At 62.3% G+C, this 16,294-nt stretch carries 18 protein-coding genes; 5 read left to right on the top strand and 13 right to left on the bottom strand.

Features of this window, described 5'->3' with window-relative positions:
• Window positions 1-46 precede the first annotated feature (46 nt).
• Genes hemW through rph form a run of 4 tightly spaced genes read right to left on the bottom strand, consistent with a single transcriptional unit; the run spans window position 47 to window position 3,102 of the window.
• On the bottom strand, window positions 47-1,246 hold the full coding sequence (gene hemW, locus BMX61_RS05875) for a radical SAM family heme chaperone HemW (protein ID WP_075628559.1): 1,200 nt from the start codon (window positions 1,244-1,246) through the stop codon (window positions 47-49).
• Entirely contained in the window at window positions 1,239-1,883 is a 645-nt protein-coding gene (rdgB, locus tag BMX61_RS05870) for an RdgB/HAM1 family non-canonical purine NTP pyrophosphatase (RefSeq protein ID WP_075628560.1), read from the bottom strand. The genes hemW and rdgB overlap by 8 nt, the downstream gene beginning before the upstream one ends.
• A gap of 41 nt (window positions 1,884-1,924) precedes the next feature.
• Window positions 1,925-2,341, bottom strand: a complete 417-nt coding sequence (locus BMX61_RS05865) for a VOC family protein (protein ID WP_075628561.1) — start codon at window positions 2,339-2,341, stop codon at window positions 1,925-1,927.
• Between the two features lie 41 nt (window positions 2,342-2,382).
• Window positions 2,383-3,102 (bottom strand): ribonuclease PH, encoded by a 720-nt coding sequence (rph, locus tag BMX61_RS05860; protein ID WP_075628562.1) that lies wholly within the window; start codon window positions 3,100-3,102, stop codon window positions 2,383-2,385.
• 205 nt (window positions 3,103-3,307) lie between these two features.
• Between rph and hrcA the strand changes: the two genes are divergently transcribed.
• Complete coding sequence (hrcA, locus tag BMX61_RS05855) at window positions 3,308-4,387, top strand: heat-inducible transcriptional repressor HrcA (protein WP_075628563.1); 1,080 nt, start codon at window positions 3,308-3,310, stop codon at window positions 4,385-4,387.
• A 66-nt stretch (window positions 4,388-4,453) separates the two neighbouring features.
• On the opposite strand, the gene BMX61_RS05850 is transcribed toward hrcA, so the two are convergent.
• Both BMX61_RS05850 and BMX61_RS05845 read right to left on the bottom strand, forming a co-directional pair.
• Entirely contained in the window at window positions 4,454-4,741 is a 288-nt protein-coding gene (locus BMX61_RS05850; RefSeq protein ID WP_139198884.1) for a BrnA antitoxin family protein, read from the bottom strand.
• Window positions 4,677-4,979, bottom strand: a complete 303-nt coding sequence (locus BMX61_RS05845; protein WP_075628565.1) for a BrnT family toxin — start codon at window positions 4,977-4,979, stop codon at window positions 4,677-4,679. Before BMX61_RS05845 ends, BMX61_RS05850 begins: the two co-directional genes overlap by 65 nt.
• 288 nt (window positions 4,980-5,267) lie before the next feature.
• On the opposite strand from BMX61_RS05845, the gene grpE reads away from it, so the two are divergent.
• Window positions 5,268-5,918 (top strand): nucleotide exchange factor GrpE, encoded by a 651-nt coding sequence (gene grpE, locus BMX61_RS05840; protein WP_075628566.1) that lies wholly within the window; start codon window positions 5,268-5,270, stop codon window positions 5,916-5,918.
• A gap of 84 nt (window positions 5,919-6,002) precedes the next feature.
• Here grpE and BMX61_RS05835 read toward each other — a convergent pair whose 3' ends face one another.
• Window positions 6,003-7,388, bottom strand: a complete 1,386-nt coding sequence (locus BMX61_RS05835; protein WP_234794606.1) for an aminotransferase-like domain-containing protein — start codon at window positions 7,386-7,388, stop codon at window positions 6,003-6,005.
• A 139-nt stretch (window positions 7,389-7,527) separates the two neighbouring features.
• Between BMX61_RS05835 and BMX61_RS05830 the strand changes: the two genes are divergently transcribed.
• Window positions 7,528-8,388: a DMT family transporter gene (locus tag BMX61_RS05830; RefSeq protein ID WP_075628567.1), complete on the top strand. Its 861-nt coding sequence runs from the start codon at window positions 7,528-7,530 to the stop codon at window positions 8,386-8,388.
• Between the two features lie 137 nt (window positions 8,389-8,525).
• Here BMX61_RS05830 and ptsN read toward each other — a convergent pair whose 3' ends face one another.
• From ptsN to lptC, 6 genes are all read right to left on the bottom strand, one after another.
• On the bottom strand, window positions 8,526-8,990 hold the full coding sequence (ptsN, locus tag BMX61_RS05825; RefSeq protein ID WP_075628568.1) for a PTS IIA-like nitrogen regulatory protein PtsN: 465 nt from the start codon (window positions 8,988-8,990) through the stop codon (window positions 8,526-8,528).
• A 193-nt stretch (window positions 8,991-9,183) separates the two neighbouring features.
• Window positions 9,184-9,759: a ribosome hibernation-promoting factor, HPF/YfiA family gene (gene hpf, locus BMX61_RS05820; protein ID WP_075628569.1), complete on the bottom strand. Its 576-nt coding sequence runs from the start codon at window positions 9,757-9,759 to the stop codon at window positions 9,184-9,186.
• Between the two features lie 246 nt (window positions 9,760-10,005).
• Window positions 10,006-11,517 carry an RNA polymerase factor sigma-54 gene (rpoN, locus tag BMX61_RS05815; protein ID WP_407703747.1) on the bottom strand — a complete coding sequence of 504 codons (1,512 nt, stop codon included), beginning with the start codon at window positions 11,515-11,517 and terminating at the stop codon, window positions 10,006-10,008.
• A gap of 377 nt (window positions 11,518-11,894) precedes the next feature.
• Window positions 11,895-12,653, bottom strand: coding sequence for an LPS export ABC transporter ATP-binding protein (gene lptB, locus BMX61_RS05810; RefSeq protein ID WP_083639536.1), 759 nt, complete (start codon window positions 12,651-12,653; stop codon window positions 11,895-11,897).
• Between the two features lie 309 nt (window positions 12,654-12,962).
• Window positions 12,963-13,538 carry an LptA/OstA family protein gene (locus tag BMX61_RS05805; RefSeq protein ID WP_234794619.1) on the bottom strand — a complete coding sequence of 192 codons (576 nt, stop codon included), beginning with the start codon at window positions 13,536-13,538 and terminating at the stop codon, window positions 12,963-12,965.
• Between the two features lie 80 nt (window positions 13,539-13,618).
• Window positions 13,619-14,287, bottom strand: coding sequence for an LPS export ABC transporter periplasmic protein LptC (gene lptC, locus BMX61_RS05800; RefSeq protein WP_075628572.1), 669 nt, complete (start codon window positions 14,285-14,287; stop codon window positions 13,619-13,621).
• 224 nt (window positions 14,288-14,511) lie between these two features.
• Here lptC and sppA point away from each other — a divergent pair, with 224 nt between their 5' ends.
• On the top strand, window positions 14,512-15,462 hold the full coding sequence (gene sppA, locus BMX61_RS05795) for a signal peptide peptidase SppA (protein ID WP_075628573.1): 951 nt from the start codon (window positions 14,512-14,514) through the stop codon (window positions 15,460-15,462).
• A gap of 161 nt (window positions 15,463-15,623) precedes the next feature.
• Window positions 15,624-15,938, top strand: coding sequence for an integration host factor subunit beta (locus BMX61_RS05790; RefSeq protein ID WP_075628574.1), 315 nt, complete (start codon window positions 15,624-15,626; stop codon window positions 15,936-15,938).
• The last annotated feature ends 356 nt before the right edge of the window (window positions 15,939-16,294 follow it).

Genomic DNA, 16,294 nt, shown 5'->3' with positions numbered 1-16,294 from the left:
ATGTAAAATGAGGGCGCTCTGAGACGCCGCTTTCGGGGTGCCGACATCAGCAGGCGAGATCGGCCACCACCGCATCCAGAACCAGCATGCCCTTCGGCGTGCAGCGCAGGCGGGAGTTGCCCAGCCGTTCGATGAAGCCTTGTTCGATCAGGAAATCTTCCCGTGCCGGATCGAGATCGCGGCCGGAGAGTGCCTGCCAGCGGGCAAGATCCACGCCTTCGCGCAGGCGCAGGCCCATCAGCAGCAATTCATCTGCCTGTTCCTCACGCGCAAGCGATTCGCAATCGACGAAGCCGCAGCCCTCCGTCTCCACTTTGGCAAGCCAGGTCTCAGGGTGCCGCTCGGTCGCCGTGGCGAATTTTTCGCCGCCTGAGGTCAGCCGGCCATGGGCGCCGGGGCCTATGCCGGCATAATCGCCGTAGCGCCAATAAGTCAGGTTGTGCCGGCTTTCTGCGCCCGGCGCCGCATGGTTGGAAACTTCATAGGCGGGCATGCCGATCTCGGCGGTGATGGCCTGTGTCGCCTCATAAAGTTCGGCCGACATGTCGTCATCGGGCACGGTGATCTTTCCAGCCTTGTGCAGGCCAAAGAAGGGCGTGCCTTCCTCGATCGTCAGCTGGTAGAGCGAAAGATGATCGACCGCGAGATCGACGGCCTGGCGCAATTCGTCAGCCCAGGCCTCCACCGTCTGGCCGGGCCGGGCATAGATGAGGTCGAAGGACATGCGTGGGAAGATCTCGCGCGCCAGCCGGATCGCCTTCAGCGCATCCTCGACATCGTGCAGGCGGCCAAGCCATTTCAGGTCGCGATTGTTGAGCGCCTGGACCCCGAGCGAGACGCGGTTGACGCCGGCGGCCCGATAGCCGCGAAAACGCGTGGCTTCGACGCTCGACGGATTGGCCTCCATGGTGATCTCGATCCCGTCAGGCATATGCCAGAGCTGACCGATCTGCGAGAGCACGGCATCCACCGTCGCCGGCTCCATCAGCGAGGGCGTGCCGCCGCCGAGGAAGATACTGGTGACGGTGCGCGGGCCGGACAAGGCACGTGCCGCCGCCATTTCCGCTTTGAAGGCCGCGACGAAGCGCGCCTGATCCACTTGTTGGTGGCGGACATGGCTGTTGAAATCGCAATAAGGACATTTGGCCGCGCAGAAGGGCCAGTGGACATAGACGCCGAAGCCGGGCTCGGTCGCCTCCGTCAGCGGTATGATCCGCGCGGTCTTTGGGTCGAGCGTCTCAAGCACTGAGGCAGGTCTCGGCAAAGAGCTTGAAAGCCCTGGCGCGGTGCGACAGCGCGTGGGAGTCGCCATGTGTCCAGCCGTGCTTTTCGTCCGAGGTCATCTCGCCGAAGGTGCGATCATAGCCAAGCGGTTGGAAGATCGGATCATAGCCGAAGCCGGAAAGCCCGCGCGGCGGCCAGACGACATGGCCTTCCACCTCGCCGCGAAACAGCTCGACATGGCCATCCGGCCAAGCCATGCACAGAACGGAGACGAAGCGGGCCGTGCGCGCCTCCGGTGTCGTGGCGCCGGCCTCCTGCAGGGCGTCTTCGACCTTGCGCATGGCCATGGCGAAATCGCGCGTGCCCTCGGGCGTTTCGGCCCAGTTGGCCGTGTAGACGCCGGGATCGCCGCCAAGCGCATCGACCACCAGGCCGGAATCATCCGACAGCGCCGGCAGGCCGGAGGCTTTGGCCGAGGCAAGCGCCTTGATCGTGGCGTTTTCCTCGAAGGTCGTGCCGGTTTCCTCCGGCTCTTCAAAATGCAGATCGGCGGCCGATTTGGCCGAGAAGCCGAGGGGGCCGATCAGGTCGCGGATTTCGGCGATCTTGCCGGCGTTGTGGCTGGCAACGACCAGCACCTTGTCTTCGAGCTTGCGCATGGCGAAAACCTTCCAGAAGCGAGCGGGACCGATGCCGGGCTTTACCCGAGGTCCCAGAGTTTCGGTTCGGCGAGCTCCAGGCTGTTGCCTGCGGGATCGCGGAAATAGACGGAGCGGGCGCCGTTCGGCCAAGTGACCTCGGCCTCGATCGCCACGCCATGCTGCGTAAGCCGCAGGCGCCAAGCCTGCAGCTCCGCGCCTGACACACGAAAACAGACATGACCCTGACCTTTTGCGCCATGCGGCGGCACGGCCAGCGGCGCGTCAGCCGGAGGCGGCGTGATGGTCGCCTCCGGATTGAAGATCAACAGCACGCCTTGGCCGCAGCGAAAGAAGACGTGACGGCGTGGCACGCGCGTCAGTTCCGCAAGGCCGAGCACATCGCCATAAAAGGCTGCGGCGGCGTCGAGATCCTCTGCATAGAGCGCCGTTTCCAAAATGCCTTCCAACGTCGCCATGACGGCTCCCTCGATCTGGCGATCGGCATGGTGGCGGCGGCTCAGCCGGCCAGTGCCGCCTTCTGCAGCGTGACCAGTTCGCCGATCCCCGCCTTGGCCAAGCCCATCAGCGCTGAAAACTGCTCTTCCGTAAAGGGCGCGCCTTCGGCCGTGCCCTGGATCTCGACGATGCCGCCGGTCCCGGTCATGACGAAATTGGCATCGGTTTCAGCCGTGGAATCCTCGAGATAGTCCAGATCGATCACCGTCTGCCCGGCGAAGATGCCGCAGGAAATGGCGGCAACATGATCCTTCAGCACCTTTTCGAGCTTGATCATGTTGCGGCTTTCCATCCACGCGAGGCAATCCCTCAGAGCCAGCCACGCGCCGGTAATGGCGGCCGTGCGGGTGCCGCCATCGGCCTGCAGCACGTCGCAGTCGAGTGAGATCTGCCGTTCACCAAGCGCCTGAAGATCGACCACCGAGCGCAGCGAGCGGCCGATCAACCTCTGGATTTCCTGGGTGCGGCCGCTCTGCTTGCCGGACGCGGCCTCACGCTTCATCCGTTCGCCTGTCGCGCGCGGCAGCATGCCGTATTCGGCCGTCACCCAGCCCTTGCCGCTGTTGCGCAGCCATGGCGGCGTCTTGTCTTCCAGGCTGGCGGTGCACAGAACATGGGTGTCGCCAAATTTGACCAGGCAAGAGCCTTCCGCATGCTTGGAGATGCGGCGCTCGAAGCTCACTTTGCGCATCTGGTCGGTTTTTCTGCCGGAGGGCCGCATCGCATCTCATCCTTCGTCGCGTCATGTGGTGGCGTCTTTTAGTGCGCTCAAGGAGGAAAGGGAAGCGCTGCGCGGATGCAACGACATCAAGCATTGAGGGGCCTGATCGAAACTCTTTCAACTTGTGCGGCGCGCCATTATATTTGGCAGGCTGACGATGCGGCCGCCATGCCGCCGTCAAGGATCTGGAGACGACCGGTTCGACATGATGCGTGACACTGCGACCATGCGGGAACGACTGTCCGCGCTCGACGAACGCTCCGCGGAGATTTTCCGCCGCATCGTCGAAAGCTATCTGGAAAGCGGGGAGCCGGTGGGCTCGCGCAGCCTGTCGCGGCTTTTGCCTATGTCCCTTTCGCCCGCCTCCGTGCGCAACGTCATGAGCGACTTGGAGGATCTGGGCCTCATCTATGCGCCGCATATCAGCGCCGGGCGGCTTCCGACCCAGGGAGGCTTGCGCTTCTTCGTCGACAGTTTCATGCAGGTCAGCGATCTTTCGCCGGAGGATCGGGCCTCGATCGACCGGCAGGTGCGCCGATCCGAGCCCGACCGGCCGGTGGAAACGCTGCTGACGCAGGCAAGCCAGATGCTCTCGGGCATGTCGCGCGGGGCCGGGCTGGTGATTACCGCCAAATCCGACACGATGCTGAAACATGTCGAATTCGTGCGGCTGGCGCCCAACAAAGCCTTGGCCGTCCTCGTCGGCGCACAGGATCAGGTGGAAAACCGCATCATCGAGCTGCCGAGTGGGGTGACCGGCTCACAGCTGACCGAAGCGGCGAATTTCCTGAATGCCCATCTTGCCGGCCAGACGCTCGGCGAATTGCGGCGGCAGATGGAAAAAGTCAAGGAAACCATCCGGCGGGAACTCGACACCCTGTCGCAAGACCTGGTCGAGCGCGGCCTCGCCGTCTGGTCCGGCGGCACCGAGGGCGACAATCCCACCCGTCTCATCGTGCGCGGTCGGGCCAATCTTCTGGAAGGGCTCGATGGCGCGGAGGACTTGGATCGTCTGCGCATGCTGTTCGATGATCTGGAGAAAAAGGACAGCCTGATCGAAATCCTCAACCTGGCCGAAACCGGGCCGGGTGTGCGCATCTTCATCGGCTCGGAAAACAAGCTGTTCTCACTGTCAGGCTCCTCGCTGATCGTGGCGCCTTATCGTGACGAGGAGAACCGCATCATCGGCGCCGTCGGCGTCATTGGCCCGACGCGGCTCAATTACTCGCGCATCGTGCCAATGGTCGACTATACGGCGCAGCTGATGTCGCGTCTGGCGCGGTAGGGCGACCCGTTCCGATCATGCAAAGCTATGCAATTTTTGTGCGGCATCGTTCCTCGGCAATGCCGATCAGCGATGCGCCTTGGCATAGGCTTTCAGAACTGCCTGCATGCGTGAAACATGCCCTTTGCCTTGCTTCTTGAAGAATTCGAACACCTCCGGTTCGAGCTTCAAAAGAACAGGCCGTGTCGCCGAAACTCTTGGTTCTTCAACCTTTGCGTTGTCCCAGAAGTCACGATCGAGATCTTCGCCGTCAGGCGCACCTTCGGCCGCGTCGTTGCTCGAAGACAGCTCACCAGCTGCCTTCATCCTCCTGATCTCGGCCAGCGATGCGCTTTTCATATTCGGATCGCTCATGACGACCTCCTTTCCATGCAGTAATCAGACGCTTCAAGCCATTACGATCCGTATAAACAACAACGAAGCATTGATCATCGAACATTTTTAAAGATATCAGCTGCTGTTCACCATAATCACGACGATTATCGATCTTCGTCAGGACGGGGCCTTCGAATATCAAGGCGGCTTGGAGAATATCAACGCCGCGTTCCTCGATCACCAAATGCCGTTTTCTTTCATCCCATTCGAAGTTCAAAATCTGATCCTCTTAAATTGAGAATTTATCATAATTATAAGATATATCTAAAATTATTGTAGAGGCTACAAGTAATGTATATACGAAAGTATATACCATATCAAGATGCGTCTTGTCCGATGGATGTCGGTTGATGCCGCCCCTGTTATTGGTCGCACCATGCCCGCCGCCCAAGCGACCGTCACTCAGAGCATGCGCTCTTGAAAAGCCCGGGAACCCTTGATTTTTGCACGCCGAAGTTCGATATCGGGGCCGAAATCCAGACAGACGGATAATGCGGAGACGTCCATGACCGACGAAACGAACAAGCGTCCAGCAGACGGAACGGAAGAGCATCTGGCGGAGACAGCCGCTGAGGGTGCAGCCGCGACCGGCGCGCCGGAAGCGGGCGTTCAGGAAGCCCCGGCCGCCGCAGAGGCCGCGCCGGATCCGGCCGAGGCACTGAGGGCTGAAAATGCCGAATTGCGCGACCGCTACCTGCGTCTCGCCGCCGAGATGGACAATTTGCGCCGGCGCACCGAGCGCGATGTGAAGGACGCCAAGACCTATGCGGTCGCCTCCTTCGCGCGCGACATGCTGGCCGTATCGGACAATCTGCGCCGCGCGCTCGAAGCCGTTCCGACCGAGGCGCTGGCATCAGGCGATGCAGGTTTCTCCTCCCTGGTGGAAGGGGTGGACATGACGGAGCGGTCCATGCTCTCGGCCTTGGAGCGCCATGGCGTGAAGAAGCTCGATCCTGTCGGCCAGAAGTTCGACCCGAACTTCCATCAGGCCATGTTCGAAGTGCCCAATGCCGAAGTGCCGCACAATACGGTCGTACAGGTGGTTCAGGCCGGCTTCACCATTGGCGAACGCGTGCTGCGCCCGGCCATGGTCGGCGTTGCCAAGGGCGGGCCGAAGCCATCCGCGGCTGAGGCTGAAGCGCCTGCCGCCAATTGAGCCGCTGAATTGCGATGAGATGAGAAAAGGCCGGCATGTCCGGCCTTTTCGTTGCGTGGATTGCGCGCGGGCGATGCGGCTGTTTCAGCCTGTTTGCATCGCCTTACGCAGAGCGGGGAGGATGCGAGGATCCGCCATCTGCGTGACGTTGAAGCGCATGAAGCATGCAGCCGATTGCGTGGGGCTGAAGACGTTGCCGGGCGCAAGCACGATCCGCTCCTCCATACAGCGCTTGGCGATCACGGCAGAATCCTGTCCCTGCGGCAAGCGGCACCAGAGATAGAAGCCACCGCGCGGAACGATCCAGGGCGAAATACCAATCGAGGCCAGCTGTTCGGCGATATCCTTGCGCGCCCGTATCAACCGAAGGCGCAGCTCATCCATGTGCCGGCGATAGGTGCCGCCTTCAAGGACGGCTGCGATGATCTCGGTCGAAACCGGGCTCGGCCCGCCAAAGCGGGTGGCGATCTGCAAATCGACCAGGCTTTCGATCCATGCCGCGCGGGCGGCAATGTAGCCGCAGCGGATCGAGGCGGAGAGGGTCTTTGAGAAGCTGCCGATGCGGATGACCCGCTCCATCCCGTCCAGCACGGCAAGACGCGGCGATGGCGCGGGCTCGAAATCGGCAAAAATCTCATCCTCGACAATCGTGAGGCCGCTGGCGCCAGCAATGCGCAGAAGGCGATGCGCCGTCTGCGGCGAAATTGTTGCTCCGGTCGGATTGTGAAGCGCGGAATTGGTGATGTAGAGGCGCGGCTGCTCCTGCGCGATCGCGGATTCGAAGGCCGCGACATCGGGGCCCGCCGGCGTAAAGGGAATGCCGCAGATCTTGACCTGATGGGCGCGGAGCAGGGCCTGGAAATTGAAATAGCAGGGATCGTCCACCAGCACCGTGTCGCCCGGCCGCAGCAGCAGGCGGCAAACGAGATCGATCGCTTCCGTGCCGGAGCTGGTCAACATGATCTGTTCCGGCGGTAGCGCCAACCCCTCCTCGGCAAAACGGCCGATCAGCAGGCGGCGCAGGCGGGGGGAGCCATACGCGGTGCTATAATCCGCCAGCACGCCCTCTGCGGCTCGGCTCACACTGCGCAAGCCTTTGCGGATGGCGGTGTTGGGCATCCAGTTTGCCGGCATCCAGCCGCAGCCGGGCTTCAGCACATCGGCCTCGGCATCAAGCGATTGGCGCGACACCCAGAAGGGATCGACCGCGCGTTCACGGGGCGAGCCCATCTCGCCCAGCGCCATCGGCGGCATGTCCGCGCCCGTGACGTAGAAGCCAGAGCCGCGCCGGGCCCGCAACACGCCTGCAGCTTCAAGCCGGCCATAGGCCTCCACAACCGTCGAGGGCGAGACGCCCATGCTCTCGGCAAAGCGGCGGATCGAGGGCAACCGATCGCCAGGACCAAGGGCGCGGCTGGCGATCTTGGTCCTGATCGCCTTCATCAGGCGTTCCGTCTGCGTCGCCACCATCCATGCTCCTTCAAGAGCGCTCAAAGGCGCTGATGACTGTATGGACCGACGAATGCATACAGTTTGTCAGAATTGTATCGAACTGTCTCTGTCTGTGCCAGCCCGCGTCTGCCACTCTTGCGGCTGAAAGTGAGGGCATATGCGGCGATCCATGGTGGGATGGGGCAACGGGCTCCTGGGTGTGTTGATTTTCAGCGGGTCGCTCCCGGCGACACGCATTGCCGTGGCGGATTTCACGCCGATGTTCCTGACATCGGCGCGCGCAGCCATTGCCGCGCTGCTCGCGGGGGTCTTGCTCCTCGTATTCAAGGAGAAACGCCCGGCTCCATCCGATCTCGCCTCGCTCGCCATCATTGCCGCGGGCGTCGTCGTCGGCTTTCCGCTTTTGACTGCCGTGGCGCTGAAGCAGATCACGGCCGCCCATTCGATTGTCTTTATCGGGCTCCTGCCGCTGTCGACGGCAATCTCGGGCGTCTTGCGCGGTGGCGAGCGGCCCAGGCCGGCCTTCTGGCTCTTTTCGCTGATCGGGGCGGCAACGGTGGCGGGCTTTGCGCTAACGCGCGGGCAGGGTGGCACCTTGGCCGGCGATGCCCTGATGATCGCCGCGATCCTGCTCTGCGGCCTCGGCTATGCGGAAGGGGCGGCTCTGTCGCGTCGGCTGGGCGGCTGGCAGGTCATTTCCTGGGCGCTGCTCCTGTCCCTGCCTGTGATGGCCATGGTTGCCTTGGTCACGATCCCCGCACATCTGCCGGCCATCGACGCACCGGCCTGGATCGGGCTGGCCTATGTCTCGATCTTCAGCATGCTGGTCGGTTTCATCTTCTGGTATCGCGGCCTGGCTTTGGGCGGCATTGCTGGGGTCGGGCAATTGCAGCTTCTCCAGCCCTTTTTCGGCCTCGTGCTTGCCGCCCTGTTCCTGAAGGAGCCGATCGCCTGGACGATGGTCGCGTCAGCATTGGTGGTCGTACTCTGCGTCGCCGGTGCCAAGCGCTTCAGCTGACCGATCGCAGGAGCGCAGCACCCGGCTTTCAGCCGGACATGGCCTGTGTTCCCATAGCTGAAAGGCAGAGGTGGGCAAGCGTCGTGCCGCCGCAAAGGCATGCAGCGGCCGTGCAGTGGCCAATGGCCTTTAGAATATCAGGCGGCGTGGGAGGTGTGCGCGTCGTTGAGGAAGGCGTAGATGGCGCTGGCCGAATCCGTGCCGCGCAGCCGAGAGACCATGTCCGGGTCGCGCAGGACGCGGGCAATGCGCGACAGCGCCTTCAAATGGTCGGCACCAGCCCCTTCAGGTGCCAGCAAAAGGAAAACGAGATCGACGGGCTGGTCGTCCAGCGCCTCGAAATCGACAGGGGTCTCCAGCCGGGCGAACAGGCCGGTGATGGTCGTCAGTTGCGGCAGCTTGCCATGGGGAATGGCGATTCCATTACCGACGCCGGTCGAACCCAGCCGCTCGCGCTGCAGGACAACGTCGAAGATCTCGCGCTCGGGCAAGCCGGTGCGTTTGGCCGCCTTGATCGACAGCTCCAGAAGCAATTGCTTCTTCGAGTTGACCTTGAGGGCCGGGATGATTGCATCCTGATCCAGCAATCCTGCTAATGCCATTCGTCGTCCCCGTTGGCTCCCGCGCCACCGGCCCTTCTGCGGGGCACGGACATGGAGCGGGCTGTCGCCTTGATAGAGAGGCATGCCGGCCGAGGCGGCAGGCATGCCTGGATAAATAAGACGACAGCCGCGCATTTCAAAGCCTCGCCTCGGAAAGCGAGGCCTCGATGGGCGAGAAGCGTGCGGGGTGTCGTCAGCTCTTGATCGCGGCTGCGTCGATCCAGCCGATATTGCCGTCCGTGCGTCGATAGACGATGTTGATCTGCTCGTTTCCGGCATTGCGGAACATCAGGAGCGGATCGTCGGTCATGTCCAGTGCCATGACGGCATTGGCGACCGACATGGTTTTCACCTGTTTGGAGCTTTCGGCCACGATGGTGGGCGCGAAATCCTCGGGAACTTCCTCATCCTCATCAGGCACGGAGTCCATGATGCGATAGGCCACCTCCGAGAAGGCTGCGTGCCCATTGCCGTTGTGGTGGTCCTTCAGACGCCGCTTGTAACGGCGCATGCGCTTTGCGATCCGTTCGGCCGCGATGTCGAAAGCGGCCTGCGGATCGTTGGCCTCGCCATTGGCCTGCAGGGTCGCCCCCGTATCGAGATGAACCTTGCAGTCCGCGCTGAACCCTGCACCGGACTTCACAACGGTGACTTGGCTCGAATATCCTCCGTCGAAATATTTGGTGACGGCCTGGGCCATCTGCTCTTCGATCCTGGTCCGGAACGCATCGCCGACGTCCATGTTTTTACCGGATACACGCACACTCATGGAGTTTCCTCTCTTTCGTGATTTGCGTGCCCAGTCTATTCCAACCCCGCTTGCGGGTGAAGCCATTCTGCTAAAGCAAGTCAGAATAACGTCTTAGCCGCCCGCGCCATGGCGTCGGTTACCCGCGAGGTTGCGGCGCGAGTTAACGGATCATTTACGCGAAGTCAACCACAATGGCGCAACCTGAAGACGGTGGCGGCATGGCTTTGCGGCTTTGCCCGGTCGTCAATCCCTGTCTTGCGGGGGTCAGGCGGAGATTTTCGCCAGAGCGCGTTTTTCACGCCGACGCTGGACGGAGGAGGGAATATCCATCGCCTCCCTGTATTTCGCGACGGTACGGCGGGCGATGTCGACTCCGGATTTGCGCAGGATATCGACGATGTCATCGTCCGACAGCACGCTTTCCGCGCGTTCCGTCGTGATCAGCTGGCGAATGCGGTGGCGGATCGACTCGGCCGAATGCGCATCGCCTCCTTCCGCCGAACCGATCGACACGGTGAAGAAATATTTCAGCTCGAAGACGCCGCGCGGCGTCATCATATATTTGTTCGAGGTGACGCGGCTGACGGTCGACTCGTGCATCTTGATGGCGTCGGCGATCGCCTTCAAGTTCAGCGGTTTGAGATGCTCCACGCCATGGGCGAGGAAGGCCGATTGCTGGCGCACGATCTCGCTCGCCACTTTTAGAATGGTCTTGGCTCTCTGGTCGAGGCTGCGGGTCAGCCAGTTGGCGCTTTGGAGGCACTCCGACAGGAAACTCTGATCGCCGCTGTGCTTCGGCGCATGACGGGAAACCTTGGCATAATAGCTGTGATTGACCAGAACGCGCGGCAGCGTTTCCGGGTTGAGCTCCACCGACCAGCCGCCATCCAGTGCCGGGCGCACGACGATATCCGGCACGATAGCCTCGCTGGGGGCGGTCTCGTAGCGCGTGCCCGGTTTGGGGTCGAGCGCGCGGATCTCCGCGAGCATGTCGATCAGATCTTCCTCGTCGACGCCGCAGATCCGCTTGAGACTGGCGAAGTCGCGCCGGGCCAGAAGCTCCAGATGATCGACCAGCGCCTCCATGGCGGGATCCAGGCGGTCCAGCGCCCGCAATTGCAGCTTCAGGCATTCGGACAGCGAGCGGGCGAAGACGCCGGGCGGATCGAGCGTCTGTAAGGTAGACAGCACATCCTCCACCTCCGCGCACCCGCAGCCGAGCCGCTCGGCGAGCTCTGCCGGCGTCGTCTGCAGATAGCCTGCGGCATCGACATGGTCGATCAGATGCAGGCCGATCAGCCGCTGGCGCTCGCCGCGCAGCGCGAGTGCCATCTGCTCGCTCAGGACGTCGCGCAAGGAGCGGCGCTCGGCGACGAAATCTTCGAGATCGTAGCCCTCGGCGCCTTCGCCCGTGCCGGCGCCGGCCATCGAGCGCCATTGCCCGATCATTTCAGGCGCATCGGCGCGCGTCGGCGGGCCGTCGTCCTGAAAGACATTGCCGAAATCGACATCGAGTTCACCGCCCATCTGGGGCCCAAGATCCTTTCGGGTGTTTTCGAAGACGTCGCCGAGCGGATCGAAGGTCGCGGCCTCGAGGCCGAAGTCGTCAGCAGGCTCGCCGGCCGCCACGCCGTCGCCGCGTTCGCTTTCAAAAGCGCCGTCCTGGCCCGCGACTTCCAAAAGCGGATTCTTCTCCACCTCCTGCTCGATGAAATGCGTGAGTTCGAAATGCGTCATCTGCAGCAGCTGAATGGACTGCATCAGCTGGGGGGTCATGGCGAGCGTCTGGCTTTGACGCAGGAAAAGGCTGGCCGAAAGTGCCATGCGGACGCGAAACTCCCCTTCACCGTCCCGACCGGCGCGCCTGGGCGCAAGTTTTCGTGCCGGTCTGTCTAACTGGCCCGAAAATTGCTTATTCAAGGGGTTTGGTCAAGCTCTCCCACACAAGAATGGCGGGATCGCTAAAGAATTTCGCCTGCTTTTCGGGCAGTCGCCCGCAATTCCGCCATGGCATGCGGCCGGCTGAGCAATGAAGCGAGGCGTAAGGAGAGCGGTCGGCGGGGCTGTCGCCCTGAATTCAACCGTCAGGCCAGCCTCGCGCAAGTTTCGCGCCCGGTCAAGATATCCTTCCTGCCGCACCGGCAGTCAGCGCCTCAAAGGCTGAAATTATCGCCCAGATAGAGGCGGCGCACATCCGGATTGGCAACGATGTCGTTCGGCCGCCCATGGGTCAGTACCTCGCCATCATGAATGATATAGGCGCGGTCGATCAGGCCGAGCGTTTCGCGCACATTATGATCGGTGATGAGAACGCCGATCCCGCGCGAGGTCAGGTGCCGGACCAGGGCCTGGATATCGGCCACCGAGATGGGGTCGACGCCAGCGAAGGGCTCGTCGAGCAGCATGAAGGTCGGATCGGTGGCCAGCGCGCGGGCGATTTCCAAGCGACGCCGCTCGCCGCCCGACAGTGAAATCGCTGCCGCCTTGCGCAAATGGGCAATATGAAACTCGGCCAGAAGATCGTTGAGCTTGGCCTCCTGGCGCGTCTTGTCCTTCTCATGGAATTCGAGAACGGCACGGATATTGTCCTCGACGGACAGGCCGCGAAAAATCGAGGCTTCCTGCGGCAGATAGCCGACGCCCAGCCGCGCGCGGCGGTACATCGGCATCGAGGTCACGTCATTGCCGTTGATCTCGATCGAGCCTTCATCCACCGGTACGAGGCCGGTGATCATGTAAAAGCAGGTGGTCTTGCCCGCGCCGTTGGGTCCGAGAAGCCCGACGGCCTCGCCTCGGCGAACCACGAGCGAGACGCCGCGCACGACACGGCGGGCGCGGTAGGACTTGGTGAGATTGCGCGCGATCAGCGTGCCCTCGAAGCGCGTGCGATCGATCTCTTCGCCATCAACCAGGGGCGCGGAAGAGGGGGCCGGCTTCGGCGTGTCTTTCAGGAAGGAGAAAAGCGACAAGGGTTCCGTCTCGAACTGTGGTCATTCGCATGAGCGATTGTTGGCTGGCGCCAGCGCGATCTCCGCCTGCTCGCCGCAAGGTCCCGCCGGTCTGTGTGAAGCGCGACGGCGATCTCGTTCATCAGCCGTTCGCAATGGGCGGCCGCCCGCCGGTCCCTCCTGGAGGTGGAGGCCGCCGCTGTCATCCGCTGCATTATTGTGGCGGATGACGGCAAGGGCGCGCCACCTATCCCTTCGACAGGCAGGCGCGTCTCAGTTGGTCGAGCGCTGCGGCGTTTGCTGCTGCTGCGATTTCGGGTCGAGCTGGATGCGCACCCGGCCGCCGCAGGCCTGCAGCTTGGCTTCGCCGGTGTTCATCGCAACGTCGAGCTGGCAGCCGGTGAAGACATTGGCGCCTTCCGACAGAACCACTTCCTTGCCCTTCAGAACGAGCGTCTGCGCATCCATGTTGAAGACGCCGCTGTCGGCCGTTGCCTGCTGGGTGCCGGAGGAGAGGAAGACCTTCTTTTCGACCTCGATATGGTCGATCTGCGCATTGCCGCCGGTAAGGGAGCCGCCCGGCGCGCTGTTGTTCTTGGCCGCAGGCGTGGCGCCATTGCCGCCGGCCGAGCGCGGCTTGTAATAGACCACCATGGTGCCGGCCTGCAGCGTGGTCGCGCCCTGCACCACCTTCACGTTGCCGGTAAAGATCGCCTTGCTCTCGGCATCCTTCACCTCGAGCTGGTCGCTTTCGATCTGGATCGGCTGATCGTTCGACAGTTTCATGCCGGTCATCCGGCTGGAGCCGGCCGGTGCTTGCGTCTGCGCCTGGGCCGCAGCGGCCAGCATCAGCAACAAGCCTGTTGTAAGAGCCGTGCGTACGGCGGAGGAGGCGGAGCGAGAGATGGCCGACATGGGAAGATTGGGTCCTAGTTGGGCGTTTTCTGAAGAGCGCGCGGATCGACCTGGACCCTCACATCCCCCTCGAAAAGAATGTTATGGCCTTTATCGGTCATCTCGAGCCGTTTCGCAACAATCGAGCCACCATTCAACCTGACGGCAATCGGCTTGTCACTGCGCATTTCTCCGGCATTGACGTCGAGATAGGCCGAATTGAACTCGGCAAGCAGGCCATTGTTCATGGAGATGGTAAATGGCGCGTTCATATCCAGCGTATTCTTGCCGCGATCGTAAAGGCCGCTCTTGGCATTGACCGTGGCAATCGTGGAATCGTTGACCGGCATTTCGGCCTGGATGTTTTCCAGCGTGATCAGATCCGGATTGGCAATATCCTGCAGCGCGCGTTGCGCCTTCATGGAATAGCTGATGTCCTGCTTGTTGCGTCCGGAGATGGCCGGGCTCTGCATGACGATCTTGCCGTTTTCGATCGTCGCGCTTTCGATCTGCAGATGCTCCGGCAGAAAGGCCCGCACCACCGAGACGACGAGGAAAATGGCGCCGATCAAAACGGCCGCCAGCGGCAGGATGATCTTCAGCCGGCGCACGCGCTGGGAGTGGCGCACCGCATTGCGATAGGCGTCAGCCATCGGACCGCCCGGATGGGGCAAGGCGCTGTTGACTTGCACGTCGTTGGCCATAAAAGCGGTTCCGTTTGCTGCCGGCACTGGCCGATTTGTTGAGGGACCATACCATCGGCGTTTGAGAGCCGGAATATGGAGATTTTTCGACCGCTCGACAATGGAAGCCTCGAATTTCTTATGATCGGGTGTAAATGTCGGCTGACAGCGCCGTAACGACCCGCTTTCGGCGCGGGCCGATCCGGCTGGACCTGCTGCCAGCAGGCGCAGGGATGAGAGGGACCATGGACGAATCCACTTTGGCTGAACGGCGCCGGATGCGCCGGAAACTGACTTTCTGGCGCATTGCGTTCATCCTCCTGATCGTTGCAGGCGCCGCCGTCCTCTGGCTGACGGCCCGCTCGGGTGTGAAGGCCGGCCCCGCCGCGCCGCACATCGCGCGCGTCGCGATCACCGGCATCATCCAGGATGATCAGGAATTGCTGGAGCGCCTGGACAGCATCGGCCGCAGCGCCAATGCCAAGGGGCTGATCGTCACCATCAGCTCGCCCGGCGGAACCGCTTTCGGCGGTGAGGCCATCTACAAGGCGATCCGGAAGGTTTCCGACAAGAAGCCCGTGGTCAGCGATATCCGTACCCTGGCCGCTTCGGCCGGCTACATGATTGCGCTTGCGGGCGATCGGATCGTGGCGGGCGACACGTCGATCACCGGGTCCGTCGGCGTCATCTTCCAATATCCGCAAATCAAGCCGCTGCTCGACCGGCTGGGCGTTTCGCTCGAAGAAATCAAGTCGACCCCGCTCAAAGCCGAGCCAACGCCCTTCCACCCGCCGAGCGAGGAAGCGCGCGCGGTGATCCAGGCGATGATCGATGACAGCTATGCCTGGTTCGTCGATCTCGTTGCCGAGCGGCGCAGGATGCCGCGCGAGGAAGCGCTGAAGGTCGGCGATGGCCGGATCATGACAGGCCGTCAGGCCCTTGCCGCCAAGCTGGTCGACGATCTCGGCGGCGAGGAGGCAGTCAAAGCCTATTTCAAGAGCCGCAACATCGACCCCAACCTGCCGATTGTCGATTGGGAGCCACCAGCCAAGACCTTCTTCGGTCTGAATGCCATGGCCAGTGCGAAGGCCGCACTGGAGGCGTTTCTGCCGGGACTTTCGGGTCTCGAAAGCACGCTGCGCGATAAGTTGTTTCTTGACGGTCTGGTTTCCGTTTGGCAGTTTGACCAGCGCTAGCGCAAGGCGTCCGCTGCAATCTCTTTCGCCAATTCGTTGAAAGACTTGGCTGCAGTCAGAAGGCCGGTCGCATGGGTTGCGGCAGGCTGGTCTGGACGGGGCTTGCCTGTGCCGGCGCTGACGGATGAACCGCAAGCCGTTTTTGAGAACAAGGGGCGACCATGATCAAGTCGGAACTGGTGCAGATCGTCGCAGCGCGCAATCCGCATCTGTACCATCGCGACGTCGAAAACATCGTCAACGCCGTTCTCGATGAGATCACCGACGCGTTGGCTTCGGGCAATCGCGTGGAGCTGCGCGGTTTCGGTGCCTTCTCGGTCAAGAACCGGCCGTCCCGCTCAGGCCGCAATCCGCGCACGGGCGATTCCGTCTTCGTCGAGGAAAAATGGGTGCCCTTCTTCAAGACGGGGAAGGAACTGCGCGAACGCCTGAACCCCGGCAATGCCGACGATGTCGAGGATGAGGACGAAGGCTAGCCTCCTCTGCCCTGAACGCAGAAGAGATTCGCCGCTGCCGGTGAAGCCTGCGTGTGACGCGTTCCATCGACGACATCCCGCAGTCATGGTGCCTGAGGCCGTCCATAAAGCTGGCCGGTCCGTAGATGAAATCAGGACGGACCCTTCGGCGCGCTGACGCGCCCCTGCAGTGTCTTCCTCGTGTTTTATCAAACGCAAGGTGCCATAGGACTGGACGCCGCTTGCAAGACGCCTAATTTGAGCTTTGCGGATGCTGGCAGCGGCGACGGTTGTTTCGAGGCGCTGAAGTCTCCTGCAGGCCGGTCCTGCGCCGTCCTGTTCAGCCTGTGCGCCGGAATCTCCGCCGTCGCTTATGC

This window comes from Xaviernesmea oryzae (assembly GCF_900109605.1).
Lineage (GTDB): Bacteria > Pseudomonadota > Alphaproteobacteria > Rhizobiales > Rhizobiaceae > Xaviernesmea > Xaviernesmea oryzae.
This window is presented reverse-complemented; position numbering and strand designations above follow the sequence as displayed.